Origin of the sequence: Paenibacillus sinensis, from assembly GCF_019904155.1 — a bacterium.
Taxonomy (GTDB): Bacteria; Bacillota; Bacilli; order Paenibacillales; family Paenibacillaceae; genus Paenibacillus_AQ; species Paenibacillus_AQ sinensis.
On the sequence record NZ_JAHCMB010000159.1, the window covers coordinates 1 to 25,515 of the forward strand.

Sequence of the window (25,515 nt, forward strand, 5' to 3'; positions counted from 1 at the left end):
AAAAAAGAGCGAGCCATCTGTACGATGACCTGCTCTTTTTCTTCATTTTTGGGCCTGTGCCTTATCTTAATGACATTGGAGTACAAGGCTGTGCTCCTTTTTGCGCTTAACGGATGAAACCCTTCAGCTTATGAAATCAGTATGCGATATGCGCGCTTCGGGCGCTTCATAAATCGGCGCGCTTTCGCATAAGGTGTACAGTACAGGAAGGGGGAGCGTCTACATATGACCCGGATCGGCCGCAGTCTGAAGGGATGGACGGGCGGACTGCTGGATTTGCCGCAGGATCTGCTGAGCGACATGCCCCGGATCACCCTTATCGGGAATCGGGAAATGATCATTGAGAACCATCGAGGCGTGCTGCACTTTTCCCCCGGGCAGCTCAAGCTTGCGCTGGCGAAGGGCTCGCTTGAGATCGTCGGAGAAGATCTGGTGGTAACGTCCATTTTGGGAAAGGAACTGACGCTTACAGGCATAGTCAGCGAGATCAAATATAAGGAAAGCGGGGAGAGCAGATGAAGGAACCGCCGCTGTCATGGATGCGCGGAACGGTGCGGCTGCATATCCGGGGCGAGCGCCCCGAGCGGTTCATCAATGCCGTGAACGAAGCGGGTATCGCCATATGGAATGTTAAAGCATCCGGTAACGGAGCGGAGCTGCATGTGCTGCTGCATGACTTTTTCGCTCTCCGGCCGCTTCTGAAACAGACAGGCTGCCGGATGCATGTCAAGGGCAGGATTGGACTGCCTTTCGTAGCGTCGCGGCTGCTGAAGCGTAAATTTTTTGCCGGGGGACTGCTGCTGTTCGGCATTGCTCTCGTGCTTCTCTGTTCATTGGTATGGAGTGTAAGGGTGGAAGGGAACAGCCACTTGGCCTCGGAGGATGTGCTGGACGCCGCCCGCCAGGAAGGCATATATCCATTTCAGTGGATATGGCACTTGGATTCGCCGGACAAGCTCTCCAAGAAGCTGGCGGCCCGGCTTCCGGGGGTATCTTGGGTAGGGATTCAGAGAAGCGGGACGGCGATTACAATCCAGATTGTCGAAGCCGCGCTGCCGGAAGCGCAGAAGCTGAACAGCCCGCGTCATCTGATCAGCCGCACCGATGCGGTGATCACCGATATTTACGCAGAGCAGGGCAGGCCGGTCGTAGAGCGGAATGCGAGGGTGAAGAAGGGCGATGTCCTGATATCCGGCATTCTTGGCGATGAAGAGAATTCCCAGACGGTTGTGGCGAAGGGAGAGGTCAGGGGTCTCGTCTGGCATGAGTACAATATCGAGGCTCCGCTGGCACGGACCTATACCGCCTACACCGGGGAAAGGAAGGACCGCAGCTATTTGGTCATCGGAGACTGGGCGGTTCAGCTGTGGGGATACGGGAGAGGACATTTTACAGAATCCCGGACGCTGATCGAGCATGATCCTCTCACCTGGAGAGGATACAGCCTGCCGCTGGGATGGATGACGGAGAAGGAAATGGAGCTCCAAGAAACCGAAACCACCCTTACGCCAGAGGAGGCGAAGCAGGAAGGTCTTGCCCGGGCGGTGGCCGATATCAAGGCCCGTTATGGCAGCGACAGCGTCGTCAAAGCCCAAAAAATTTTGCATGAGAAGAAAGAGAATGGTAAAGTTTATATGAAAGTGTTGTTTGAAGTGGATGAAAGAATTGCGGAAGAGCTTCCGTTAGTATACAACCAAGGAGACTGAGGCTATTTGTCAGATAAGACTGCAAGCATACGCATATCTTTGCAAAACGCGGGAGAAGCGCTGGCGCTTTTCGGCCCGCAGGATGGATTCCTTAAGCTGATTGAGAGAGAAATCCCCGCCGTGATCGATTCGCGGGAAGCAGAGCTCAACGTGAGAGGCGGAGAGCGGGAAGTGGACATGCTGGCTCAGCTGTTCCAATCCCTGCTCTCCCTGGTGAGAAGCGGATATATCCTTAGCGAGCGGGATGTGCAGTATGCCGTCGAGCTGGCCAAGGATTTCCGGGCCGATCAGCTGCTGGACCTGTTCAAGGGCGAAATTACCACCACTTTCCGCGGCAAACCGATCCGAGTCAAGACGATTGGACAGAAGCATTATGTCACAACCATCAAGAAGAGGGATATCGTATTCGGCATCGGTCCTGCAGGGACCGGAAAAACGTATCTTGCCGTTGTGCTCGCCGTAGCTGCCTTGAAGGAAGGGGCGGTCAAACGGATTATCCTGACCCGGCCGGCCGTGGAAGCGGGAGAAAGCCTGGGCTTTCTCCCGGGAGATCTTCAGGAGAAGGTGGACCCCTATCTTCGCCCTCTGTATGACGCACTCTATGATGTCATGGGGCCCGATCAGGTAGCCAAAGCACTTGAGCGCGGCCTGATCGAAATTGCGCCCCTGGCGTATATGCGTGGACGCACGCTTGACGATTCCTTCATCATCCTGGACGAAGCGCAGAATACGACGCCAGAGCAAATGAAGATGTTCCTGACACGACTCGGATTCGGCTCCAAGATGGTTATCACGGGGGACGTTACCCAGATCGACCTGCCAAGGGGCAAAAAATCCGGATTGATCGAGGCCAACACGATCCTGTCCGGAATCGATGAGATCGGGTTCGTCTATTTCGGTGAACAGGATGTAGTGCGGCATTCCCTGGTGCAGAAGATCATTGTGGCCTATGAGCATTCAGCTGAAAACCTTGAATAAAGGGGACTGTCATCATGACTTCAAAGCAACCCTCCAAATTCAGCGGATTCACCTACAACAATTCCGGCTGGAAGTATAGCGCGGGGGCGCGCTATGCTTTGTTTTTGCTGCTGGGTGTTTTGTTTTATTTCAGCCTGTCTACGGATCTGCTGCCCAAAAGGTATGACATTCGCGAGAATACGCTCAGCGCCAAGGAGATTACGGCGCCTATGCAGATTCAGGACAAGAAGGCGACGCTCAAAGCTCAGGAGCAGGCGGCGGAAAATGTTCAGCCCAAGTACCAGATTATTCAGATACGTGCGGAGAATCTCGTGACTTCACTGCTGGACCGGATCGATCGGCTCAATCAGGATGATTCCATCTCTCAGAGCGACAAGACGGCGATCTACCGGGAGGAGATTCCTCAGCGTGCGAATGATTACGTGCTCAGTTTTGTGGCATCGGCCCGCAGCGCCGGGACATATTCGGATAATCTGCTGACCGAGATGCAGGACAAGATCAAGGAGCAGGCATATTCGATTCCCGAGGAGACGTTCATCAAGATTCCGCGCCTGACGTCGCAGGATGTTATTGATATGAAACCGGTGGCGCGCGACATCGTCAGCCGGCTGATGAACGACCAGATTACCGATGCCGACGCGGCCCGCGCCAAGGTGGCCGAGCAGGTCAGTATAAGTTCCCTGAACCAGCGGACGGCACGCGAGGTCGTTCAGGAGCTGGCCCGCCTCGCGATCACAGCCAATAAGTTCTACGATGAGGATGCGACCAAGGATGCGGAAGTGCAGGCGCGGGACAACACGCCGCCCGTATATATCGAACAAGGTGAGGTGCTGGTCAAAAAAGGGCAGCCCATTACGCCCGAGTTATACCAGCTGCTGGACGAGAACGGGCTGCTGCGGACCAACGTCGATTATTGGCCTCAGCTTGGTCTCTTGATCCTGTCTGTCCTGCTGGCGTTTGGTCTCCTGATGTTTATCCGGCAGTCGGGGAACACCGGGTCTTCCGGCTTCAAGTACAATAATTCGCAGCTGCTTATGCTGTTTCTCGTCTTTTTGATTACGGTCCTTTCCCTGCGAATCGCGGCGTTTCTTCAGAGCGATACCCGGCCTTACATGGGTTATCTGGCGCCCGTCGCCATCGGGGCGATGCTTGTGTCGCTGCTGCTAGATATAACGCTGGCCTATTTCTGTTCGATTTTGTTCTCTGCGCTTGCCAGCGTCATTCTGAACCTGCAGCCGAATACGATCTTCGATTTCAATTACGGCTTCTTTGCGCTTATTGTCTCGTTCACCGCCGTGTTCGCGACCTATCGTGCGGGCCAGCGGGCGACGCTGTTCAAGGGGGGCATACTTGTCTGTCTGCTCGGATCGCTCACCGTCTTCATGACCAAGCTGCTTGGCGGCGGCGACTGGCAGCAGGTTCAAACCGTATACGCCATCGGGTTCGCATTCGCCGGCGGCCTTGTTACCGTCGTTCTTGTCATCGGACTTATGCCTTTCTTCGAATCGGCCTTCGGTATTCTTTCCGCCTTGAAGCTTGTGGAGCTGTCCAATCCGAATCACCCGCTGCTGCGCAAGCTGCTGATCGAGACGCCGGGAACGTACCATCACAGCGTCATGGTCGGCAATTTATCGGAGGCCGCAGCCGAGGCAATCGGCGCGGACGGTCTGCTGTGCCGGGTCGGTTCGTATTACCACGATATCGGCAAGACGAAGAGACCGTTTTATTTTATCGAGAACCAGAACAATATGGAGAATCCGCATGATTCGATCGATCCCATGCTGAGCAAATCCATCATCGTTGCCCATGCCCGCGACGGGGTGGAAATGCTGAAGGAGTATAAGCTTCCGAAGCCGATACGGGATATCGCGGAGCAGCATCACGGAACGACGTTCTTGCATTATTTTTACCATAAAGCGCTTCGGCAGGCGGAGGAGAAAGGCGTGGAGCCCGACTTCACCGAGGATGATTTCCGTTATCCCGGCCCGAAGGCGCAGTCGAAGGAATCGGCGGTTATTGGCATTGCCGACAGCGTGGAAGCGGCCGTGCGATCGCTGCGGAGCCCAACTGTGGAACAGGTGGAGACGATGATCGAGAAGATTATCAAGAGCCGTCTGGATGACCATCAGTTCGACGAATGCGACCTGACGCTGAAGGAACTGGATATTATCGCGCGAACGCTGAAAGAGACGGTGATGGGCATTTTCCATTCGCGGATTGAATATCCGGAGGACGCCAAGAAACCGAAAAAAGAGGAAGGGGCCGTGCATGCATGAGCTTGCAGCTGGTATGGAACAATGAACAGCAGGAACTGGAAATCGGCGATTCGCTGATCTCGCTGCTGGAGCAAATTTTAGAAAAAGCGGGCAAGCTGGAAGGAGTCGACGGCGGCGAAGTTGATCTGACCTTTGTCGATAACGAACGGATTCATGAATTGAACCGGGAATACCGGGGCATCGACCGTCCCACCGACGTGCTCTCGTTCGCTCTGAACGAGTCCGGGGAGGACGAGCCTGAAATCGTCTATGAGGTCGAAGATTCGTCGGATGAAATTCCCGATATGCTGGGAGATATCATTATCTCCGTCACCCGGGCCAAGGAGCAGGCGGAAGAATACGGACATTCGCTGGAGCGCGAGCTGGGCTTTCTGTTCGTACACGGGTTTCTCCATCTGCTGGGCTACGACCATCAGGACGAAGCCTCCGAAGCGGAGATGATGGGCAAGCAGGAGCAGGTGCTCTCGCAGGTGGGGCTGACCCGCTGATGCCGAAAAATACGGCGGCGGGTCCCAAGCGTTTCTGGAAGTCGTTTAGGTATGCGGCCCAGGGCATCGCGCTTACCTTCCGGAACGAACTGAATATGCGGGTTCACTCCGGAGTCGCCGTCATCGTGCTGGTTATGGCCGCTTTATTCAAGGTATCTCCGGGTGATTGGATGCTCCTGCTGCTGGCGATTACGCTGGTTCTCAGCGCGGAGCTGATGAATACGGCGGTGGAATCGGTGGTCGATTTCGTGTCTCCGGACATTCATCCTTTGGCCAAGGCGGCCAAGGATGCCGCCGCAGGGGCGGTGTTGTTGACCGCGGTGTTCGCGGTGCTTGCGGGCCTTTATGTTTTTTATCATCCGGTGATGGACTGGATTACGGGGTTTATGTCATAATCTGAATACAGCATTATACCAATTACAGGCGGATAAGCTCCCAGGGCGGTTCCGCCGTCTTTGTCTTTATTTCTGTGAAAGCCCGCCGCAAGGAACGCAGTCCAATCGGGCAACAATAATGATATCAGGGAGAGGGATATAATATGGATTCCAAACTTCTGCTAGAGGAAGCTGTCAATGCACGCGCCAACGCCTATATTCCATACTCCCGTTTCGGTGTGGGAGCTGCGCTGCTCGATCAGGACGGAAAGGTGCACCAGGGCTTCAACATTGAGAACGCCGCATACGGCGCAACCAACTGCGCGGAGCGCACCGCTCTGTTCAGCGCGATGGCCCACGGTCAAAAGCCCGGTACATTCAAGGCGCTGGCCGTTGTCGGCGACACGGATCTGCCGATCACGCCCTGCGGCATCTGTCGCCAGGTGATCGCGGAGCTGTGCGATCCCGATATGAAGGTCATCCTTGGCAATATGAAGGGCGATATCCGTGAGACGACGGTGCGCGAGCTGCTTCCCGGCGCCTTCGGCTCCGAGGAATTGAGACAAGGACAGAAGCCGTAAGAAGCGTAAAGTAAAGGAGCTTTGTGCCCTGCGCAGACGTAAGCGATGCCCCGAAGGGGCCAGCGCGCACACGCACGAAGTAGCAGGCAAACGCAGCACATCGCTCCTCGTCTTTGTGCGCAGACGTAAGCGATGCCCGAAGGGCCAGCGTGCATACGCACAGAGCAGCAGGTAAACGCCGTACATCGCCTCTCGTCTTTGTGCGCAGACGTAAGCGATGCCCCGAAGGGGCCAGCGTGCACACGCACACAGCAGCAGGTAAACGCCACGCATCGCCCTCGTCTTTGTGCGTAGACGTAAGCGATGCTCCGAAGGGGCCAGCGTGCACACGCACGAAGTAGCAGGTAAACGCAGCACATCGCTCCTCGTCTTTGTGCGTAGACGTAAGCGATGCTCCGAAGGGGCCAGCGTGCACACGCACACAGCAGCAGGTAAACGCAGCACATCGCTCCTCGTCTTTGTGCACAGACGTAAGCGATGCTCCGAAGGAGCGAGCGTGCACACGCACACAGCAGCATATAACCCGCCACATTACGCGCACCACCTGCTTTCCAGGCGCCAAAGTGAGCGGGTGACCAAAGGGAACGTAAGCGAGTCCTTCGCCACCGTCCCATCAACGACGCAACCGCAGCAGGCACGCCAATTTCAGGGTGTCCAGAGGGCGGAGCCCTTGGAGTCCCCCTACCAGGGGGATTGAGGGGGTAGAACAGGAGGAACATATGTCATTCCATTCAGGCTTTGTCGCAATAATCGGCAGGCCAAACGTCGGCAAATCGACACTGATGAACCAGGTCATCGGCCAGAAGATCGCCATCATGTCGGACAAGCCGCAGACTACACGCAACAAAATTCACGGGGTATACACAACGAATAAGTCCCAGATCGTCTTTCTCGATACGCCGGGCATTCACAAGCGCCAGTCCAAGCTGGGCGATTACATGAACCAGACCGCCATAAGCACGCTGGGCGAGGTAGAGGCGGTGCTGTTCCTGATCGATGCATCCGAGGGACTCGGAGGCGGAGACCGCTTCATTGCCGAGCAGCTGAAGAACGTAAAGACGCCGGTCATTCTCGTCATGAACAAAATCGACAAGCTGGAGCCGGATGCGCTGCTGCCGATGATTACGGAGTACAGCAAGCTGCATGATTTTGCCGAGATCGTTCCGATTTCCGCCAAAGTGGGCAGCAATGTGAACACGCTTCTGGAACAGCTGGAGAAGTATTTGCCAGAGGGTCCGCAGTATTACCCGGAGGATCAAGTCACCGACCATCCGGAGCAGTTCGTCATCGCTGAGCTAATCCGTGAGAAGATCCTGCATCTGACACGCGAAGAGATCCCGCATTCCATTGCGGTAGCGATTGAGGACATGCGCGCCGAATCGAACGGAGTCGTGCATATTTCGGCCGTTATTTTTGTTGAGCGCGATTCGCAGAAAGGCATTGTCATCGGCAAGCAGGGCGCTATGCTGAAGGAAGTCGGCAGACGGGCCCGCACCGATATCGAGAACCTGCTGGGCTCGAAGACATTTCTTGAGCTGTGGGTCAAAGTGAAAAAAGACTGGCGGAACCAGGAGCGCGTTCTGCGCGATTTGGGCTTCCACAAGGATCAGTAATCTCTTCTACAGGCGTGCCGGACTGCCAGGAATTGCAAGGATAGAACCCATCGCAAAGGCCATCCTACTCTAGGAAGGCATCGTGATTTGCGAAGGGGGATATACGAATGCGAGATTTTTCGTGGAAGTATTTTGCAATGACTGGTGATGTCGACGCCTACTTGCTGTACCGCCAGGCAGCGGATATGCCTGAAAGGGAAGCTGGAGCCGTGGGGGAAGAAGAGCAGGTCTATGATGAAGAAGCGCAATAAGGACTGGTTGCTTGCCCAGTGGTTGGGGGAAGAGGCATGCTACACAGGGTGGAAGGGATCGTCCTCCGCAGTATGGACTACGGCGAAGGGAATGCAATCATTACACTTTGCACCGAAAATACGGGCAAGGTAGGCGTTCTCGTCAGGGGAGCCAAGAAGGTGAAGAGCCGCCATGCTGCTCTGGTCCAGCCTTTTACACAAGGTCTTTACGTATTTTTTCGAAATAACAGCGGCCTGGGCACGCTGAACTCCGGCGAAATTATCGATTCCCATCATGCGATCCGTGAGGATTTGGTCAAAGCGGCCTACGGGGCTTATGCATGCGAACTGCTGGACCGTGTGCTTCACGACGAAGAGACGGGCAGCTTCTGGTTCCGGCAGCTGTCGGCATGTCTGACCGCGCTGGAACAAGGCAAGGAACCGGGCGTCATCACCAACGTGTTCGAGATGAAAATTCTGCAGGCGGCCGGCTATGGGCCGCAGCTTGACGCCTGTGTCGTGTGCGGCGAGGAGAAGCCGGACGAGGAGCTGCGGATCAGTCCGAGGCTGGGCGGCACATTATGCCGCACCTGCCGGCACAATGATCCTCCCGCTCTTGAGGTCTCGCTACGGTCGTTGAAGCTGCTCCGGCTGTTCGCCGCCCTCGACCTGACCAGACTTGGAAATGTCGATGTCAAGGAGAGCACCCGAGAGGAGCTAAAAAAGATCATGCGCGGTTTCATGGACGCCCAACTTGGGCTGCATTTGAAATCGCAGAGCTTCCTGGACCAGCTCGATAAATACGGGATTTGACGAAAGCCCTCTTTTCCGTTAATATAGGAACAGTTTCTTCTTGAAGTCTGCCACTATGAGGCAGCATATCGGAAGGGCCGCCGCCGGGTAATTAACGGCAAGCATGTTGAACGGAAAAGTAGTGGCCGAGGTGCTGATTTTAGCGAGCCGGGGATGGTGAAAGCCCGGTGTAGGCAGCGGTTATGAAAGGGCGTCCGGGAGTGCGCAAAGCGGCAGTGAAAGTGGATTCCGAAATTCGCCGGATGATCCGGAAGATTTGTGGAATCAAGTAGGGTGGAACCGCGGGAGAATGCACAGCTCTCGTCCCTATGTCTGAATTTCAGGCATGGGGGCGGGAGCTTTTTGATATGTCAAAAGCACCGCCTCCATCGCAGATGGAAATTTAAAAGCGAAGGAGTCGGGTAACATGAATTTTCAGCAGATGATCTTGACGCTGAATGAGTTCTGGGCTAAACAGAACTGTATTATTGTTCAGCCATACGACACGGAAAAAGGCGCAGGCACAATGAATCCGATGACGTTCCTGCGTTCGCTCGGACCGGAGCCATGGAAGGTTGCTTATGTCGAGCCTTCCCGCCGTCCGTCCGACGGACGCTACGGGGAGAACCCCAACCGCCTGTACCAGCATCACCAGTACCAGGTCATTATCAAGCCGTCGCCTGACAATATTCAGGAAATTTACCTGGACAGCCTGAAGGCGCTCGGCGTTGATCCGCTTCAGCACGATATCCGGTTCGTCGAAGACAACTGGGAGAATCCGTCGCTGGGCTGTGCCGGTCTTGGCTGGGAAGTGTGGCTGGACGGAATGGAAATCACACAGTTTACGTATTTCCAGCAGGTGGGCGGCATCGAGACAAGCCCGGTATCGGTTGAGATTACGTACGGCATGGAGCGCCTCGCTTCCTACATTCAGGAGAAGGAAAATGTATTCGACCTGGAGTGGGTGGACGGCCTGACGTACGGTGATGTTTTTCACCAGCCGGAAGTGGAGCATTCCACTTATACGTTCGAGGTATCGGATGTAAGCATGCTGTTCGGCCTGTTCAATACGTATGAGGCGGAAGCCAGACGGGCCATGGACCGGCATCTCGTGTTCCCGGCTTACGATTATGTGCTGAAATGCTCGCACACCTTCAATCTGCTGGATGCGCGCGGCGCAATCAGCGTGACAGAACGTACGGGCTTTATTACAAGAGTGCGCAATCTGGCACGCCAGGTAGCGGCGACCTATGTGGAGGAACGCGAGAAACTCGGCTTCCCGCTGCTGAAGAAAGAAGGTGTTCACCTTGGCTAAGGATCTGCTGTTTGAAATCGGCCTGGAGGAAATCCCGGCACGCTTTATCCGTGCGGCGATGGAGCAGCTTAAAGAGAGAACGGAGAAATGGCTGGAGTCTTCCCGTATCGAGCATGGCGAGGTGCAGGCGTTCGCGACGCCGCGCCGTCTGGCGGTTCTCGTGAAGGATGCTTCCGAGCGTCAAGCGGATGTCAGCGAAGAAGTGAAGGGGCCTTCCCGCAAAATCGCACTCGGCGAAGACGGGGCATGGAGCAAGGCAGCGCTCGGATTTGCGCGAAGCCAGGGCGTAAGCCCGGACGATTTCATATTCAAGGAATTGGGCGGCGTTGAATACATCTACGCAACCAAGAACAGCAAGGGTGTCGAATCGGCGTCTTTGCTGGCTGAAGGACTGACGGGCATCGTGCATGCGATGACTTTCCCGAAGAATATGCGCTGGGGCGCCTATGACTTCAAATTTGTCCGTCCGATCCGCTGGCTGGTTGCTCTGTTCGGCAGCGCCGTCATTGATTTTGAAATCGCCGGCGTCAAGACCGGCAATGTCAGCCGCGGCCACCGGTTCCTCGGCCAGGAGACGGTTATTCAGCAGCCATCACAGTATGTGGAGGCGCTTCGGGGACAGTATGTGCTCGCCGACGTCAAGGAACGCGAAAGCCTGATCCTGGAGCAGATCAACCGTCTGGCCGGCGAGAAGGACTGGACGATTGCAATCAAGGAGGATCTCCTTGAAGAAGTACTCTTCCTGGTAGAGACGCCGACCGTGCTGTTCGGAACCTTCGATCCGTCGTTCCTGAATATTCCCCAGGAAGTGCTGATTACGTCCATGCGCGAGCATCAGCGTTACTTCCCGGTACTGGACAAGGACGGCAAGCTGCTGCCATACTTCGTAACGGTGCGCAACGGCAATGCCGAACATCTGGAGACGATCGCCAAAGGCAACGAGAAGGTGCTGCGTGCAAGACTGTCCGACGCCAAATTCTTCTATGAAGAAGATCAGAAGCTGAAGATCGAAGATGCGCTCGCAAAGCTGGAGAATATCGTGTATCATGAAGAGCTTGGCAGCGTCGCAGACAAGGTGCGCCGCATCCGGCAAATTGCCGATGCGCTGGCCGCCAAGCTTGGCGCAGCTGAGCGCGCGAAGGTCAGCCGCGCAGCTGACATCTGCAAGTTCGACCTCGTGACCCAGATGGTCTACGAATTTCCGGAGCTTCAGGGAACGATGGGCGAGGATTACGCCCGTCTCGCCGGTGAAGACGAGCAAGTAGCCAAAGCGGTGTTCGAGCACTATCAGCCGCGGTTTGCAGGCGATGTCATTCCGTCGACCGAAGCCGGGTCCATCGTCAGCATCGCCGATAAGATCGATACGATTGTCGGCTGCTTCTCGATCGGCATTATTCCTACAGGCTCCCAGGACCCCTATGCGCTGCGCCGCCAGACGGCGGGCATCGTGCAGATTGTACTGGAGCGCAAGCTGCCGATCGGATTGAACGATATTTTTGATATCGCCATCCAGGTGCATGAAATTAGCCGGAATTTGAAACTTTCCGAGGGTGATCTGCGTATAACCCTATATGAGTTCTTCGGCCTTCGCGTCAAGCGTCTGCTGGAAGGCAGCGTGAGGTATGACGTGATCGACGCGGTGATGGCTGCGGGCTATAACAATGTCGTGTCCGTTGTCTCGCGAAGCCAGGCGCTGGCGGATACAGTTGCGTCCCAGGAGAACTTCAAGAACACTGTTGATTCGTTCACCCGTGTCGGAAATCTGGCATCCAAAGCCGGAGAAGCCGCACTTGATCCTGCTCTCTTTAGCGAAGCGGCCGAGAGCGCATTGTACGATGCATGGCAGTCGATTCATCTGCCTTATGTCAAGGCGCTGGACAGCGGCGATATGACTCTCGCGCTTTCTCTTCTGTCAGGCATGAGCAACGCCATTACTGTATTCTTCGATTCCGTTATGGTTATGGCGGAAGACGAGGTGGTCCGCGGCAACCGGCTGGCTCTGCTCGCAGGCATCGACGGAGACATGAAGAGCTTTGCGGACTTTGGCAAGCTGGTCTGGTAGCTTCATTCTGGCCCCTGATCTGTCGATATATAGAGAAGAGGCCGCATTTGTTGTATAAATCACGGTTTTAGGGTATTAATATACGGAACGGCGCCGGGCAGCGCATGCTCTCGGCCTCAAAGCGGACAAACGGATAAGCCCCGAGCTTATCCTTTGTCTTCTTCTATGTCTCCGAAACAAGGCAGGCCTCCCGATCTTGCAAGTTATCAATCGCAAAAAAGAGACAAGGCATCTGCTTTAAGTGACTCCAAACGGAGTTTTTTCTTATTTTTTGGTTCGCGGGGATCATGCCGGAAGGATTTTTCCCACCCGGCGCGTATATATATTACACGGGAAACGGTGACAGCCCATGACAAGTCCTGGAGAAACAGTCGTAGTGGTGGACGCGGACGCCTGTCCGGTCAAGAAGGAGACGGCGGAAACCGCGCGCAGCTGCGGCATACCGGTGCTGATGGTTTCCTCCTATGCACATGAATTGCAGAGCGTGGAGGGAGTGGACATCGTCCATGTCGACAACAGCGATCAAAGCGCCGACCTTTATATTGTCAATCATGTCAAGCGCGGAGATGTTGTTCTGACAAGCGATTACGGGCTTGCCGCGATGGCGCTCGCCAAAGGCTGCCATGTCCTTTCGTTCCGGGGACAGACCTATGACGAGGGCAACATGGATATGATGCTGGAAGGGCGTCACGCCAGAGCGAAGGAACGCAGGCGGGGACACTATTCCAAAGGGCCGAAGCCGTTTACCGAAGAGGATCGTCGCTTTTTTCAACATAAACTGACAAAACTTTTGAGAAATTTGCAGGAGAATGTTCAGCCATAGCGAATACTATTTATTTGTCAAGAGATGAAGGTGGTTGTTAGTGGCAAGCGGACACGGCAATATTCCCGAGGAAGTTATCGAAAGCGTGCTGGCGCGTCATGATATTGTCGATACCGTAGGAAAGGTTGTCCATCTCACCAAGCGGGGTAAATATTTATGGGGCCTCTGCCCGTTCCACTCGGAATCCACCCCGTCCTTCACTGTAACTCCGGAACGAGGAGTGTTTCACTGCTTCGGCTGCGGCATGGGCGGAAATGCCATCAAATTCAGGATGGAAATCGAAGGGTTATCCTTCCCCGAAGCCGTAAGAACTATGGCCGAAGAGAGCGACATTCCGGTGCCGGATGGAGCGGGCATGCAGTCCGCGCACAGTCCCGAAGTGGACCGGCTGTATCAGGCGCATGAATGGTCTGCGAAATTGTATCACTATCTGCTGAAGAATACGGAACACGGCAAAGCCGCGATGGAGTATTTGAGATCCCGGAAATTCAGCGATCAGATGATTGACCAGTTCCAGATCGGATTCGCGCCGGACCGTTGGGATACGCTTCTACAGTTTCTGGAGAGAAGGGGATTCGATCTCGCCGAAATGGAAAAAGGCGGTCTGCTCTCATCCAGAAGCGAAGGCAAAGGCTATATCGACCGTTTCCGCGGACGGATTATTTTTCCGATCGCAAACCGTGCGGGCAAGGTGGTGGCATTCGCCGGGAGAATTCTCGGAGAAGGCCAGCCGAAGTATTTGAACTCGCCGGACAGCAAGCTGTTCAACAAAAGCCGAATTCTGTACAATCTGCACCAGTCCAAATCATCCATCCGCAAAACGCGGCAAATCGTCCTGTTCGAGGGATACGGTGATGTTATTTCGGCCTGGGATTCGGAAGTGCATAACGGCGTAGCGACCATGGGTACTTCTCTCACGGAGAACCATGTGTCGATGATGAAGGCTCTGGCTGACGAGATTATCATCTGCTATGACGGAGACCGGGCGGGACAAGCGGCGGCGATGAAGGCGATCCCGATGCTGGAAGGCGTCGGCCTGCGAGCTAAGGTTGCCGTACTGCCGAACGGACTCGACCCCGATGAATTTGTGTCCCGATACGGCGGAGAACGCTTCAGGGAACAGATCGTCGAGTCGGCGGTATCCACTGTAAAATTTAAGCTTATATATCTGAAAAAAAACCATATACTCCTAGAGGAAGACGGCAAGATCGCATATGTCAAGGAGGCGCTACAAATAATTGCTTCCCTCCATTCCTCGACGGAGAGAGAAGTGTACTTGAAGGAAATCGCCTCCGAGCTGGAACTGAGCTATGACAGTCTGAAGCAGGATTGCAATTTGCTGCGGGCTTCTATGCAAAAAAACATGCCCGAAGGGGATAATAACGATAAAAGGTGGAATAATGGTAGGCATAAAAAAGGGCAGGTGCAGGCACGTGCGCTGCTGCCGGCTTACCATGCCGCCGAGCGGAGCCTGCTGTCGCTGATGTTTCAGGACAGCGACGCCGCCGCCTATGTGAACGAACGGCTCGGCGAAGAATTCAACATCGATGATCATGCGGCAATTGCCGCTTATCTATACGCCTATTACGCTCAGGGCAAGCAGCCGGATATCAGCCGGTTTCTGTCCTCGCTGCAGGACGACCGGCTGGAGAAGATCGCGGCTTCCATATCCATGATGGAGACGCCGCCGGCATGGAGTCCTGAGCTTCTGGATGATTATATACGCGAAGTCCGGAAGTATCCCGTGCAGCGAATGATGGAGAAGAAACGGGAAGAGATGATTCAGGCTGAAAAAGCCGGTGATTATTTGCGTGCGGCACAAATAGCAAGTGAGATTATAGCCCTAGAGAGACAGTAACCGGTCTCGGAGGTAACACTAGGGAGGAGGGAGTCGAATAATGGCGAACGATCAGCATACCGAATTGGAGACGGAATTTACGCTCGACCAGGTCAAAGATCAGCTTATTGAGTATGGAAAGAAAAGATCTTCACTGAATATCAAAGACATCATGGAGAAATTGTCGCCATTTGATCAAGACCCCGAGCAGATGGATGAGTTCTATGAGCAACTCAGTGATCTGGGGATTGAAGTGGTTAACGAGAATGATGAAGAAGTGTCTCTCCGCCCGAATGACGAGAACGAGAACAGCGACGGAGACGACTTCGGCTTTGATGACGATCTTTCGCTGCCGCCTGGCATCAAGATCAACGACCCTGTGCGGATGTATCTGAAGGAAATCGGACGGGTGCCGCTGCTCTCCGCCGATGATGAAGTCGAGCTGGCCATGCGGATCAAGAACGGAGACGAAGAGGCGAAGCGCCGTCTGGCCGAGGCGAACCTGCGGCTTGTCGTCAGTATTGCGAAGAGATATGTGGGCCGGGGCATGCTGTTCCTGGATCTGATTCAGGAAGGCAATATGGGTCTTATCAAGGCCGTTGAGAAATTCGACCACAACAAAGGGTTCAAATTCAGTACCTATGCCACCTGGTGGATTCGTCAGGCCATTACCCGGGCCATTGCGGACCAGGCGCGGACGATCCGCATTCCGGTGCATATGGTGGAGACGATCAACAAGCTGATCCGCGTCTCCCGTCAGCTCCTGCAGGAGCTGGGGCGCGAACCCACGCCGGAAGAAATCGCGGCTGAAATGGAGCTGAGCGTCGAGAAGGTACGCGAGATCATGAAGATCGCGCAGGAGCCGGTGTCGCTGGAGACGCCTATCGGCGAAGAGGATGACTCACATCTGGGCGATTTCATCGAAGATCAGGAGGCGCTCGCGCCGGCGGACGCCGCCGCATACGAGCTGTTGAAGGAACAGCTGGAGGACGTGCTCGACACGCTGACCGAGCGTGAAGAGAATGTACTTCGTCTCCGCTTCGGGCTTGATGACGGACGCACTCGTACGCTGGAGGAAGTCGGCAAGGTGTTCGGCGTTACCCGCGAACGGATTCGCCAGATCGAAGCGAAGGCGCTGCGCAAGCTGCGTCATCCAAGCCGCAGCAAACGGCTTAAGGATTTTCTGGAATAAAGGCTCTTTATGGACCTTCTGCTGCATGCGGCAGGGGGTCCTTTTGTTTTACAATATAAGAAAGCTGAAGCTGAGCATACATCATTGGTCTTCTATTTCTCGGTAAACGGCCGGTGCCGTTTATCTTTGAGTTCACCCAGCTACCGTCTGAAATGAGGGATATGCCACTTGAACATGGAAAAAAGAGACATTATTTTAAGGGAAATCCAGTATTGGCGTCGGACCAAGCTGCTCTCGGAGCAGTACTGCGATTTTTTGACCAATCTATATGATGACGAAGGAATGGCCAAGAACCGGAATCCCATTACACTGAAGAATCTGCAGCAGGGAAGCATCAAAATATGGCTGTTTGCTTTTGGAATTATTTCCTTGATTTTGCTAATTGGTTTTTATTTTAGCGTTTTTCCATTGGGTTTGCAACTTGCTACCTCCTTTTCGATGCTGGTTGTGGCTTACGGTTATGCCGGTTTATTAAGGGACCGAATGCCTGCGTTCAGCTTCTCGCTGGCGGGAATCGGCGCATTTCTGACGCTCGGCTTCGGACTGTGGATTATTTCGCTGCACGAGCTTGATCAGGGAATTTGGATTCCCGTTCTTGTCGGACTATGCGGCTTGCTCTGGATTGCGATTGGCTTCTTCTTTCGGATCGGACTGCTTCATTTCAGCGGCTTCGGAGCGCTTTGTCTACTGTATGCAGGATTTGCGGACAGGCTTCGCCCGGATGCCGGCGTTTGGGAGCTGCAACTGCTCTGGCTGCCGCTGTGCGTGCTGATGATCTGGCTCAGCTGGCTGCTGCATCACCGGCTCAAGGGTGTATCCGGCGTTTATTTCGGAGTGGGCGCCCTTCTCTGGCTCATGCCGGAGATTGACATGGTGCTTCTGAGCAAGGATTATCCGGGCTGGATGTCGCTGCTCCTGATCGGTAAAATCGCAGTGGAGCTTGCCGCGCTGTTTCTTTTTAGAAAAAAATGGATCGAATGGGTGACTGCATGAACAACATCAAATTATCGCGAAGACTAACCCTTCTGCTGGAGCAGATTCCGGCCCGTTCCACCGTGGCCGATATTGGTTCCGACCATGCGCTGCTGCCTTTGGCTGCCGTTCAGACCGGACGTGCAGAGCGGGCTATCGCAGGCGAGGTGAATCCGGGGCCATTCCGCGCGGCTCAGAAGGCCGTGCAGGACGCCGGCCTCGGCGGCCTTATCTCCGTCCGCCAAGGAGACGGGCTTGCGGTTCTTCAGCCCGGCGAGGCGGACTGCATCACCATCGCCGGTATGGGTGGCTCGCTGATCGCCGCCATTCTGCAGAGGGGCGCCGAACACGGTAAACTGGCAGGTGTCCGGCGTCTTCTGCTTCAGCCGAACGTCGGCGAAGACATCCTGCGCCGTTGGCTGCTTGCGAACGGCTGGGTGCTGACGGCGGAAGGGCTGCTGGAAGAGGATGGCAAGCGGTACGAGGTGCTGACTGCCGAGCCGGAGGACCCGGCGGCGGGAAGAACCAATGACACGCTCTACTCGGCGGCAGCTGAAGCCAAGGGCAGAGAACCGTACAGCATGGAGACGCTGCTGCTTATGGGACCCTGGCTCATCAGGCAGCGAGGGCCTGTGTTCGCGGATAAGTGGGAGGATGAAATCCGGAAGCTGGAGCGGATTTTTCAATCGCTGACCAGATCGGAGCTGGAATCCGCAGATGAGAAGCGGACGGAAATCGAATCGAGGATACGGGAAATCAGGGAGGTGCTCTCATGACCGTCAAAGGTCAAACGGTAATTCAATATATGGAGCAGCTGGCTCCGAAATCGGTAGCCGAGGAAGGCGACAAAATCGGACTTCAGCTAGGCAGCCTGAACAAGGATATTACCGGTGTGCTGGTAGCGCTTGATGTAACCGACGATGTGGTGGACGAGGCGATCGCGAAGGGCTGCAATCTCATTATCGCCCATCATGCGATTATTTTCCGCCCTATACAACAGCTGCAGACAGACACTCCGATGGGACGTCTTTACGAGAAGCTGATCAAGAACGATATCGCCGTATACATCAGCCATACGAACCTGGATGTGACGGAGGGCGGGATGAATGACTGGATGGCCGAAGCCCTCGGGATCGAGAACACCGCTTCGCTCAAGGATATCCATACCGAGCAGTTGTCCAAGCTGGTCGTCTTCGTGCCTAAGGACCATCACCAGAAGGTGCTGGACGCCATTCTGAATGCGGGAGCGGGATGGATCGGCAATTACAGCCATTGCAGCTTCAACATAGAGGGCGTCGGTACCTTTGTTCCGCGTGAAGGCTCCGATCCTTTCATGGGCAAGCAGGGCGAAATGGAACGGGCCGAGGAGATCCGTATCGAGACGATCGTTCCGCTCGGCATCCGCGGTAAGGTGGTGCAGGCAATGCTGAAGGCCCATCCTTATGAAGAGGTCGCATACGACCTCTATTCGATGGATCTTAAGGGCCGGAGCTTCGGGCTCGGCCGTGTCGGGCGGTTGAAGGAGCCAGTGACCCTGGAGCAGTTCATCGAGACCGTTAAGACAGGACTTAAAGTGGATAAGGTTAGGGTTGTCGGAGACCTGGATAAAAAGATTCAAAAAGCCGCGGTTCTCGGCGGCTCGGGCGGCAAGTTCCTCTCCAGCGCCATTTTCCGGGGGGCTGACGTGCTTGTTACGGGAGACATCGACTACCATACGGCGCAGGATGCCCTGATGGCGGGCGTGGCATTGATCGATCCCGGCCATAATGCGGAGAAGATCATGAAGGAGAAGGTTGCTGAATGGCTCAAGGACAAGCTGAGCCATAGCAAGAGCGATACGCCTGTATACGCTTCGGTCATTGATACGGAGCCTTTTCAATTTCGATAACAGGACTGGAAGCATGCCAGGGATTTCTCACTAAAGGGGAAAGTTAACACTTGTTATAGGTCGTAACAATCTGTATAATATACAATGTTGTTCGGAAAGTTTGACAGACAATCGCCGGCGGCCGCAGGGCCGCGGGAGGAAAGTCCGGGCTCCATAAGGCAGGGTGCTGGATAACGTCCAGTCGGCGCGAGCCGAAGGATAGTGCCACAGAAACGGACCGCCGATGGCCGCAGGTCGTCAAGACTTACGGCACAGGCAAGGGTGGAACCGAGGTGTAAGAGACCCCGAGGAGCGATGGTGACATCGTTCCTGGTAAACCCCACCTGGAGCAAGACCTAATGGAACGCAGCCGATTCCATCACGGAAGAAGCAGCCTTCGCCTGAGGCGCGTTTAGGTTGGTCGCTGGAGCTGTGCAGCAATGTACGGCCTAGATAGATGATTGTCGCTCACAGTGGGAGGGTAGTTCCCGACAGAACCACAACGAGCACAGAACCCGGCTTACGGCAAACTTTCCTAAACTGGCAACACTTGATATGACCTATAACGTCATAAAGCGGCGGCGCATCCGTTAATTCGGAAGCGCCGCCGCTTTTTAGATTGCGTGATTTTGTTTGCATGTTTTAGTCTGCAAGCGGCAAGTGGTTAGAGAGCCGGGGCTTCGGCCAGGCTGTTCCACTCTGCAATCGCCTCACCCAGCCGTTCTATGGCGAGCGGCAGCTGCGCCGGCGGCGTGTGGGTGAAGTTCAGCCGCATTGCATTGAGCTTCGGCTGGCCAGGGAAGAAGACCTCGCCTGGCACAAAGGCAACGCCTCTCTCCAGCGCCAGCGGCAGAAGCCGGGTGGTGTTGACGGACGGGTCCAGCGTCAGCCACAGGAACATACCGCCCTGCGGTTCCTCAAAGGAAGCTCCTGCCCATCCGGCCGAGCGAAGAGAGGCGGACAAGGCCTTCATGCGCGAGGCATATTCGCGTGAGATTACGGCAATGTGGCCTTCCAGATCGAAGAATGACAGCAGCTCGTCCAAAGCCCTCTGATCGATTGTGCTTGAATGCAGATCGGCGGCCTGCTTCGCCCGGGCAATCGTCGCGATGAGCTCGCGGCTCCCTGCGATCCAGCCTGTGCGAAGGGCGGGCGCGACGATTTTGGAGAAGGTGCCGGTATAGACAACCGTGTCCCCGCCGGAGGCGTCGTCAAGCGCCTTCAGAGAGGAGAGCTTGCTCCGATCTCCGCCGGGAAAGGCGATCTCCCCATAAGGGTTGTCTTCCAGAATGAGCGTATCATAGCGGCGGCACAGCTCAAGCACTGCTCTCCGGCGTTCTTCGCTCCAGGTGGCTCCGGTCGGATTTCCGAATGTGGGGACAGCATACAGCAGCTTGGGGCGGTGGGCCGCCAGCTTCTGCTCCAGATCGTCCGGGAGCATGCCGTCATTGTCGCTCTCGACCGCTACGATGTTTGCGCGGTAGGAGCCCAGCACCTGGAGAGCCGCCAGGTACGTGGGGGACTCGACCAGAACGGTGTCGCCGGGATCGATCAGCATGCGGCACAGCAGATCGATCGACTGCTGCGAGCCGGTCGTCAGCAGGAGGTTGTCGGGAGAAGCCAGAATTCCCTGCCGGGCGAGCCGGGAAGAGAGGCTTTCGCGAAGCGGAAGATACCCTTCCGTCAAGCCGTACTGCAGAACCGAAGAGCTTCCCGACAGGACACGGGAATACGCCTCGCGCACCGCTTCGACCGGGAACAGATCTTCGCCGGGCAGCCCGCCTGCCAGCGAGATCACATCGCTGCCCTGGGTCAGCTTCAGAATATCGCGAACTGCGGACGAACCAAGATGATTCGCCATAACGGAATAGGAAGGTTTCATAAATTTTTTGCTCCTCGCCTTTGATTTTGATGGTATCATAGCGGCAGAGCTGTATAACAGTAAAGGATCGAGTATAACAGTCGGAGGCGATGGTCATGCATATCGAGATACACCGAGACAGCGGCAGGCCGCTGCCGCTTCAGATCAGCGACACGCTGAGCCAGCGCATATCGTCGGGACTTCTCCAGCCCGGTGAACGGCTGCCTTCCGTGCGTAAAATGGCGGAGATGCTTGACGTGTGCCAGGTCACCGTCAGCAAGGCTTATGCCGATCTCGAAAGGCGGGGATGGCTGATCCGGCGTCACGGGCTTGGCTGTTTCGCGGCGGCGCCGGGGGGCGGAACCGGTCACAAGCCGCTGGGAGACGGACAGGCTGCCGCCGACAGATCTGGAGCCGGTAAGCGGAGAGCTGACGAGAAGTCGTCATCAGGGCATGCAGGCCATCCGCTATCCCGCTCCGCTTCAGGCCGGACAGAGCCGGAGTGGCAGAAGGAGTATGAGGACTATTTGCCTCGTGCCCAACTGTGGCGCAATTTCAATTTCTCCGAGGCGGAGTATTCATTTCATCTCGCAGCTATTGATTCCGGCATGCTTCCGCTCAAGGAAATCGGCGCCGCCATGACTTCGCTGGTCGCGAAGCGCCCGGAGCTGATGTCGGCCTACGGCAATTTCCAGGGAGATCCGTCGCTCCGGGAGGCGGTGCGCAAGCATCTTCGGACACGGGGGATTGCTCTACCGCCGGAAGGACTGCTGATTACGAGCGGGACTCAGCAGGGCATTGATCTGGTGGCCCGGACATTCGTCGGTCCGGGCGATACGGTCTATTTGGAGGCTCCGAGCTATACCGGAGCGATCGACGTATTCGCCGGCAGGGGAGCGGAAATGATCGGCGTCCCCGTTGATAAGCACGGGATGCGCGTTGACATACTGACCAAGATGTGCGACCGGCGGCCGCCCAAGCTGATCTATACGGTTCCGACGTTTCAGAACCCGAGCGGCGTCACGATGAGCCTGGAGCGGAGACAGCGGCTGCTGGAGCTGGCCCGCAGCTACAGCTGCCTGATTGTGGAGGACGACCCGTTCTCCGACCTGTATTTTGAGTCGCCGCCCCCGCCGCCGATCAAGAGTCTGGACGCGGAAGGTCATGTGGTCTATATGAAGAGCTTCAGCAAGGTGCTGGCTCCCGGAAGCCGGGTAGCCGGGGTCGCCGCGGAAGGCGACATCCTGGAGCGGCTCACCGCTGCCAAGGCCGCAAGCGATCTCGGCAGCCCGCTGCTTATCCAGCTGGCGGTGCTTCCTTTTATCACCGACCGTTATGAGGCATACATGAAGGGACTAAGATCTGCTCTGAAATCGCGAATGGCGCGGGCGGAGGCGATGCTGAAGCGTCATGCGCCGAAGGGAGTCCGCTGGAATACACCGGAAGGCGGACTTAATTTCTGGCTGGAGCTGCCGGATTCCATCGATACCGGGGAGCTCTACGACCGGGCAATCCGGCAGGGCATTTCTTTTCTGCCGGGCAATGTCTGCTATTCGGGCGAGCCGTCGGCCCGTTATATTCGAATCTGCTACGCCCAGATGGAAGAAACGAAGATGGAGCGGGGGCTGCTGCAGCTGTTGGAGCTGCTTGGAGAAGCGGCAGGAGGCGGGGCGGCGCCAGGAGCTAAATCAAACAGGCCAGCCCGGCAGGGCTGACCTGATGTTGCGGGAGGGAACGGCGGCGCCGTTCCCAAATATCCAGCATCACCGGCCAATGGAAGCTGCTCGACCGGCCCGACCGACCCAACGGAAGCTGCTCGACCGACCCGACCGACCCAACGGAAGCTGCTCGACCGACCCAACGAAAGCTGATCGCCTAGCGGCTGCTGCGGCTGTCCGGCTCGGTCCGGCTCGGTCCGGCTCGGTCCGGCTCAGTTGTCTACATCATCCCTTTCAGCCGCTGCTGGAGCTGCTGCAGCCGGTCCTTGACATGCAGCGGCCACTGCTCGACAGGAACTCCTTCCCCGGCTGCGGCCTGAAGGGTCCGGTACACGTCAAGCCGGCCCCAGCCGAAATATTTGTCATGTCCCTTCGCGCCCAGATCCACCGCGTTCTTGGTCATCAGATCCATGACCTCCTTGTTGGTCAGATCGGGATTCAGCGAGCGGACCAGACCCGCAAGGGCGGCTGCATGGGGGCTGGCCATCGAGGTTCCGGACAGCGCGGCGTACTGGCTGCCGATATATGTGCTGGCAATGCTCTCGCCCGGGGCGGAGACATCGACATAATCCCCGTAGTTGGAGAAGTCTGCTCTCTCATCGGAGGCGGTGGTCGCGGCTACAGCCAGAACCTCGGGATAGGCGGCGGGATATCCCGGCCGTTCCGTATTGTCGTTGCCCGAAGCCGACACCAGTACGACATCCTTGTTATAGGCGTATTTAATGGCGTCATGCAGGAACTGGGAATCCGCATAGTTGCCCAGACTGAGGTTGATGACCTTGGCGCCGTGGTCAGCCGCCCAAATAATGCCCTCCGCGACTGAATACGTCGTTCCAGCGCCGGTGTTGTCCAGCACTTTGACCGGCAAAATCTTATTGTACCAGCTTATTCCCGCCACGCCCTCGCCATTGTTGACCAGAGCGCCGATAATGCCTGTCACATGTGTGCCGTGGCCCACATCGTCGTCGGGAAGTCCTGAACCGGATATGGCGTTGTATCCCGTCAGCAGCTGTCCCTTCAGGTCAGGATGGTCAGCCTGCACGCCCGTATCCACCACAGCCACCGGAACGGTGTCGCTTCCGCGCGACAGGTTCCATCCCTTGCCGGTCTCAATTGCAGGGAGATTCCATTGATAGGCGGAGAAGAGCATATCGTTCGGAGCTACATCAAATGTCATATTTTCGCCGACAGTATCGTTGGTTAAATACATATAGTGAGGCTCGGTGTACTGTGGACGCCATCTGCTTTCGAAATAAGCTTTAAGCTCCGGGTACGTCATGTCCGACGAGCGGAAAATATAGGCATACCCCAGCTTGCGGGGCGTACTGCCGTGGATTTCCCGGGCGATGGCCTCGAGCTGCCGGTTATCCGGAGGCCCGTTCCGAAACCGGACAACAACTTCATTCTCGTAGTAATGGCTGGCGTTCTCGTTGTCATGCCCGGTCTTGACGGTAATGTCCCGCAGTGTATCGGTATGGACGGATTCCACCCTGAAACGCCCTTCCTTCGGATAAGGAATAAGCCGGAGATTCTTCTGCTGATGGCTCGTGACCTGCTTAAGAACCGTCCGGTCAATCAGTCCGATGACGCCGTACCGTCCGTCCGAACTGCGCTGTCCCATCAGAAAATAGCTTCGGGACCCGACAGTGAATGCTGGAGATTCGTAAGTGCCCTGCCGTTTAATCGTCGTCTTGGCCGCACTGAGGTACTCCTTCATCACCCGCTCCTGCTCCGGCGTACCCTTGGGATGCACCGATTTGAAGGTGCTGGCCTTCCCTGTGGAGAAGTCGATCCACATCAGCATGGCGATATGCCCGTGGCTGCGCTGCAGCTTCCTGGCGTAGGCAGCGACCTTATCGGCGGACTGTCCTGCGGCTCCCGAGAGCATGGCTTTCAGATCGCGGCCCGCATCGGCATGGGTTAAAGATTCCGTCGTCTTCACGTCCTGCGAAATGTACGTTTTCTTAACCTTATGCTCCTGTAAGGCCTGGCTGCGCCCGCTCTGGGAAACACCGGTCTGAGAAACACCGGTCTGGGGAACACCGGCTTGGCGGACAGTTCCGTGATTCGTAGAACGCACGCCGAGTATGAGCGCTGAAGCGCAGACGGCCGTCAGCAGGCCGGCGATCGCGATGTTTTTTCGGGACATTTTTCCCGCTCCTTCCTGTCTCATCTGCTACCGTTAGCATGGAAGAGGCCCGCCAGATTTATACATGCGTAAAAGGGATACCGCCGAGCCAAAATTTGTGATAGGATAGACATGAAAACGATTAATTTGCAAGTAATTTTGTAACACGACGCCAAGGAATTCTAAGGGGGATGGGCCGCCATGTCAGCCAATGTTCAGAAACTGTGCGAATCCACGAGAGAAAAGTTGAAAATTGCCATTGAAAAACTGGAATTGTTCCTTAACCATAACGCATTGCCGCAGCTTGCCGACGGGCAGGATGAAGAGACGACCCGATACTATGAGGGTTTTCTGTCCGATCTGCGTCATCTGCTGGTCTTCTCCGAAATGTCGTACGAGAAGCTGGGTGTTGCGCTTCGCCGTGCCAATTTTGACGAGGATTTTGCACAAAAAGCGTTATACAACGTTTATCACTATGGCGTGAACAACTTCTTCTATCCGAAGAACGAAAGCTATTCCGAAGACGGCCGCTATGCATACACTGGTCAAGACGCGATCCGCTTCCGCAAAAAGCCCGTTCAATCGGCGCGCAGCATTGTGCTGGATATTACGAAGGTGTATGAAGAACTTCGCGACGAGCTCACCTATTACGAAAATGATTATTTAACGGAAAAACGAATGCAGAATCAAGTGTAGACGACA

General features: G+C 55.8%; 22 protein-coding genes and 1 other RNA gene. 21 read left to right on the forward strand and 2 right to left on the reverse strand.

Annotation, left to right across the window (positions count from 1 at the left end):
* Positions 1–225 precede the first annotated feature (225 nt).
* From yqfC to rnpB, 19 genes are all read left to right on the forward strand, one after another.
* Positions 226–519 carry a sporulation protein YqfC gene (yqfC, locus tag KIH86_RS18445; protein ID WP_223080581.1) on the forward strand — a complete coding sequence of 98 codons (294 nt, stop codon included), beginning with the start codon at positions 226–228 and terminating at the stop codon, positions 517–519.
* Positions 516–1,706: a sporulation protein YqfD gene (gene yqfD / locus KIH86_RS18450; protein ID WP_223080582.1), complete on the forward strand. Its 1,191-nt coding sequence runs from the start codon at positions 516–518 to the stop codon at positions 1,704–1,706. Before yqfC ends, yqfD begins: the two co-directional genes overlap by 4 nt.
* 6 nt (positions 1,707–1,712) lie before the next feature.
* Positions 1,713–2,684 (forward strand): PhoH family protein, encoded by a 972-nt coding sequence (locus KIH86_RS18455; protein ID WP_223080583.1) that lies wholly within the window; start codon positions 1,713–1,715, stop codon positions 2,682–2,684.
* Positions 2,685–2,698: 14 nt separating this feature from the next.
* Positions 2,699–4,960, forward strand: coding sequence for an HD family phosphohydrolase (locus KIH86_RS18460; protein ID WP_223080584.1), 2,262 nt, complete (start codon positions 2,699–2,701; stop codon positions 4,958–4,960).
* Positions 4,957–5,448 (forward strand): rRNA maturation RNase YbeY, encoded by a 492-nt coding sequence (ybeY, locus tag KIH86_RS18465; RefSeq protein ID WP_223080585.1) that lies wholly within the window; start codon positions 4,957–4,959, stop codon positions 5,446–5,448. The genes KIH86_RS18460 and ybeY overlap by 4 nt, the downstream gene beginning before the upstream one ends.
* Entirely contained in the window at positions 5,448–5,843 is a 396-nt protein-coding gene (locus tag KIH86_RS18470) for a diacylglycerol kinase family protein (protein WP_223080586.1), read from the forward strand. The genes ybeY and KIH86_RS18470 overlap by 1 nt, the downstream gene beginning before the upstream one ends.
* Before the next feature lie 143 nt (positions 5,844–5,986).
* Complete coding sequence (locus tag KIH86_RS18475; protein WP_223080587.1) at positions 5,987–6,403, forward strand: cytidine deaminase; 417 nt, start codon at positions 5,987–5,989, stop codon at positions 6,401–6,403.
* Between the two features lie 719 nt (positions 6,404–7,122).
* Positions 7,123–8,016 (forward strand): GTPase Era, encoded by an 894-nt coding sequence (gene era, locus KIH86_RS18480; RefSeq protein WP_223080588.1) that lies wholly within the window; start codon positions 7,123–7,125, stop codon positions 8,014–8,016.
* Positions 8,017–8,123: 107 nt separating this feature from the next.
* A complete protein-coding gene (locus tag KIH86_RS18485; protein ID WP_223080589.1) occupies positions 8,124–8,267 on the forward strand; it encodes a YqzL family protein in 144 nt (47 codons plus the stop codon).
* A 36-nt stretch (positions 8,268–8,303) separates the two neighbouring features.
* Complete coding sequence (gene recO / locus KIH86_RS18490; protein WP_223080590.1) at positions 8,304–9,059, forward strand: DNA repair protein RecO; 756 nt, start codon at positions 8,304–8,306, stop codon at positions 9,057–9,059.
* 406 nt (positions 9,060–9,465) lie between these two features.
* On the forward strand, positions 9,466–10,353 hold the full coding sequence (gene glyQ, locus KIH86_RS18495; RefSeq protein WP_223080591.1) for a glycine--tRNA ligase subunit alpha: 888 nt from the start codon (positions 9,466–9,468) through the stop codon (positions 10,351–10,353).
* A complete protein-coding gene (gene glyS, locus KIH86_RS18500) occupies positions 10,346–12,415 on the forward strand; it encodes a glycine--tRNA ligase subunit beta (protein WP_223080592.1) in 2,070 nt (689 codons plus the stop codon). Before glyQ ends, glyS begins: the two co-directional genes overlap by 8 nt.
* A gap of 349 nt (positions 12,416–12,764) precedes the next feature.
* Complete coding sequence (locus tag KIH86_RS18505; RefSeq protein ID WP_223080593.1) at positions 12,765–13,238, forward strand: YaiI/YqxD family protein; 474 nt, start codon at positions 12,765–12,767, stop codon at positions 13,236–13,238.
* Between the two features lie 40 nt (positions 13,239–13,278).
* A complete protein-coding gene (gene dnaG / locus KIH86_RS18510) occupies positions 13,279–15,096 on the forward strand; it encodes a DNA primase (protein ID WP_223080594.1) in 1,818 nt (605 codons plus the stop codon).
* Between the two features lie 40 nt (positions 15,097–15,136).
* Positions 15,137–16,267 carry an RNA polymerase sigma factor RpoD gene (rpoD, locus tag KIH86_RS18515; RefSeq protein WP_223080595.1) on the forward strand — a complete coding sequence of 377 codons (1,131 nt, stop codon included), beginning with the start codon at positions 15,137–15,139 and terminating at the stop codon, positions 16,265–16,267.
* A 174-nt stretch (positions 16,268–16,441) separates the two neighbouring features.
* Entirely contained in the window at positions 16,442–17,260 is an 819-nt protein-coding gene (locus KIH86_RS18520) for a hypothetical protein (protein ID WP_223110600.1), read from the forward strand.
* Positions 17,257–18,015, forward strand: coding sequence for a tRNA (adenine(22)-N(1))-methyltransferase (locus KIH86_RS18525; protein WP_223080597.1), 759 nt, complete (start codon positions 17,257–17,259; stop codon positions 18,013–18,015). The genes KIH86_RS18520 and KIH86_RS18525 overlap by 4 nt, the downstream gene beginning before the upstream one ends.
* Positions 18,012–19,127 (forward strand): Nif3-like dinuclear metal center hexameric protein, encoded by a 1,116-nt coding sequence (locus tag KIH86_RS18530; protein WP_223080598.1) that lies wholly within the window; start codon positions 18,012–18,014, stop codon positions 19,125–19,127. Before KIH86_RS18525 ends, KIH86_RS18530 begins: the two co-directional genes overlap by 4 nt.
* Before the next feature lie 95 nt (positions 19,128–19,222).
* Positions 19,223–19,644: RNase P RNA component class A (rnpB, locus tag KIH86_RS18535), an RNA gene on the forward strand.
* 126 nt (positions 19,645–19,770) lie between these two features.
* Here rnpB and KIH86_RS18540 read toward each other — a convergent pair.
* Positions 19,771–20,988, reverse strand: coding sequence for an aminotransferase-like domain-containing protein (locus tag KIH86_RS18540; RefSeq protein ID WP_223080599.1), 1,218 nt, complete (start codon positions 20,986–20,988; stop codon positions 19,771–19,773).
* A 95-nt stretch (positions 20,989–21,083) separates the two neighbouring features.
* On the opposite strand from KIH86_RS18540, the gene pdxR reads away from it, so the two are divergent.
* Positions 21,084–22,682 carry a MocR-like pyridoxine biosynthesis transcription factor PdxR gene (pdxR, locus tag KIH86_RS18545; protein WP_235775482.1) on the forward strand — a complete coding sequence of 533 codons (1,599 nt, stop codon included), beginning with the start codon at positions 21,084–21,086 and terminating at the stop codon, positions 22,680–22,682.
* Positions 22,683–22,905: 223 nt separating this feature from the next.
* Here the strand turns inward: pdxR and KIH86_RS18550 are convergent, their stop codons facing one another.
* Positions 22,906–24,834, reverse strand: a complete 1,929-nt coding sequence (locus KIH86_RS18550) for a S8 family peptidase (protein ID WP_223080600.1) — start codon at positions 24,832–24,834, stop codon at positions 22,906–22,908.
* A gap of 180 nt (positions 24,835–25,014) precedes the next feature.
* On the opposite strand from KIH86_RS18550, the gene KIH86_RS18555 reads away from it, so the two are divergent.
* The gene (locus KIH86_RS18555) at positions 25,015–25,509 is read left to right on the forward strand and encodes a YpuI family protein (protein WP_223080601.1); all 495 of its coding nucleotides are present in this window, start codon (positions 25,015–25,017) and stop codon (positions 25,507–25,509) included.
* The last annotated feature ends 6 nt before the right edge of the window (positions 25,510–25,515 follow it).

Bases quoted from the DNA above. Each gene is read 5' to 3' on its own strand.
- yqfC (WP_223080581.1), top strand. From the start codon at position 226: ATGACCCGGATCGGCCGCAGTCTGAAGGGATGGACGGGCGGACTGCTG.
- yqfD (WP_223080582.1), top strand. From the start codon at position 516: ATGAAGGAACCGCCGCTGTCATGGATGCGCGGAACGGTGCGGCTGCAT.
- KIH86_RS18460 (WP_223080584.1), top strand. From the start codon at position 2,699: ATGACTTCAAAGCAACCCTCCAAATTCAGCGGATTCACCTACAACAAT.
- ybeY (WP_223080585.1), top strand. From the start codon at position 4,957: ATGAGCTTGCAGCTGGTATGGAACAATGAACAGCAGGAACTGGAAATC.
- KIH86_RS18470 (WP_223080586.1), top strand. From the start codon at position 5,448: ATGCCGAAAAATACGGCGGCGGGTCCCAAGCGTTTCTGGAAGTCGTTT.
- KIH86_RS18475 (WP_223080587.1), top strand. From the start codon at position 5,987: ATGGATTCCAAACTTCTGCTAGAGGAAGCTGTCAATGCACGCGCCAAC.
- era (WP_223080588.1), top strand. From the start codon at position 7,123: ATGTCATTCCATTCAGGCTTTGTCGCAATAATCGGCAGGCCAAACGTC.
- KIH86_RS18485 (WP_223080589.1), top strand. From the start codon at position 8,124: ATGCGAGATTTTTCGTGGAAGTATTTTGCAATGACTGGTGATGTCGAC.
- recO (WP_223080590.1), top strand. From the start codon at position 8,304: ATGCTACACAGGGTGGAAGGGATCGTCCTCCGCAGTATGGACTACGGC.
- glyQ (WP_223080591.1), top strand. From the start codon at position 9,466: ATGAATTTTCAGCAGATGATCTTGACGCTGAATGAGTTCTGGGCTAAA.
- KIH86_RS18505 (WP_223080593.1), top strand. From the start codon at position 12,765: ATGACAAGTCCTGGAGAAACAGTCGTAGTGGTGGACGCGGACGCCTGT.
- rpoD (WP_223080595.1), top strand. From the start codon at position 15,137: ATGGCGAACGATCAGCATACCGAATTGGAGACGGAATTTACGCTCGAC.
- KIH86_RS18520 (WP_223110600.1), top strand. From the start codon at position 16,442: ATGGAAAAAAGAGACATTATTTTAAGGGAAATCCAGTATTGGCGTCGG.
- KIH86_RS18525 (WP_223080597.1), top strand. From the start codon at position 17,257: ATGAACAACATCAAATTATCGCGAAGACTAACCCTTCTGCTGGAGCAG.
- KIH86_RS18530 (WP_223080598.1), top strand. From the start codon at position 18,012: ATGACCGTCAAAGGTCAAACGGTAATTCAATATATGGAGCAGCTGGCT.
- KIH86_RS18540 (WP_223080599.1), bottom strand. From the start codon at position 20,988: ATGAAACCTTCCTATTCCGTTATGGCGAATCATCTTGGTTCGTCCGCA.
- pdxR (WP_235775482.1), top strand. From the start codon at position 21,084: ATGCATATCGAGATACACCGAGACAGCGGCAGGCCGCTGCCGCTTCAG.
- KIH86_RS18550 (WP_223080600.1), bottom strand. From the start codon at position 24,834: ATGTCCCGAAAAAACATCGCGATCGCCGGCCTGCTGACGGCCGTCTGC.
- KIH86_RS18555 (WP_223080601.1), top strand. From the start codon at position 25,015: ATGTCAGCCAATGTTCAGAAACTGTGCGAATCCACGAGAGAAAAGTTG.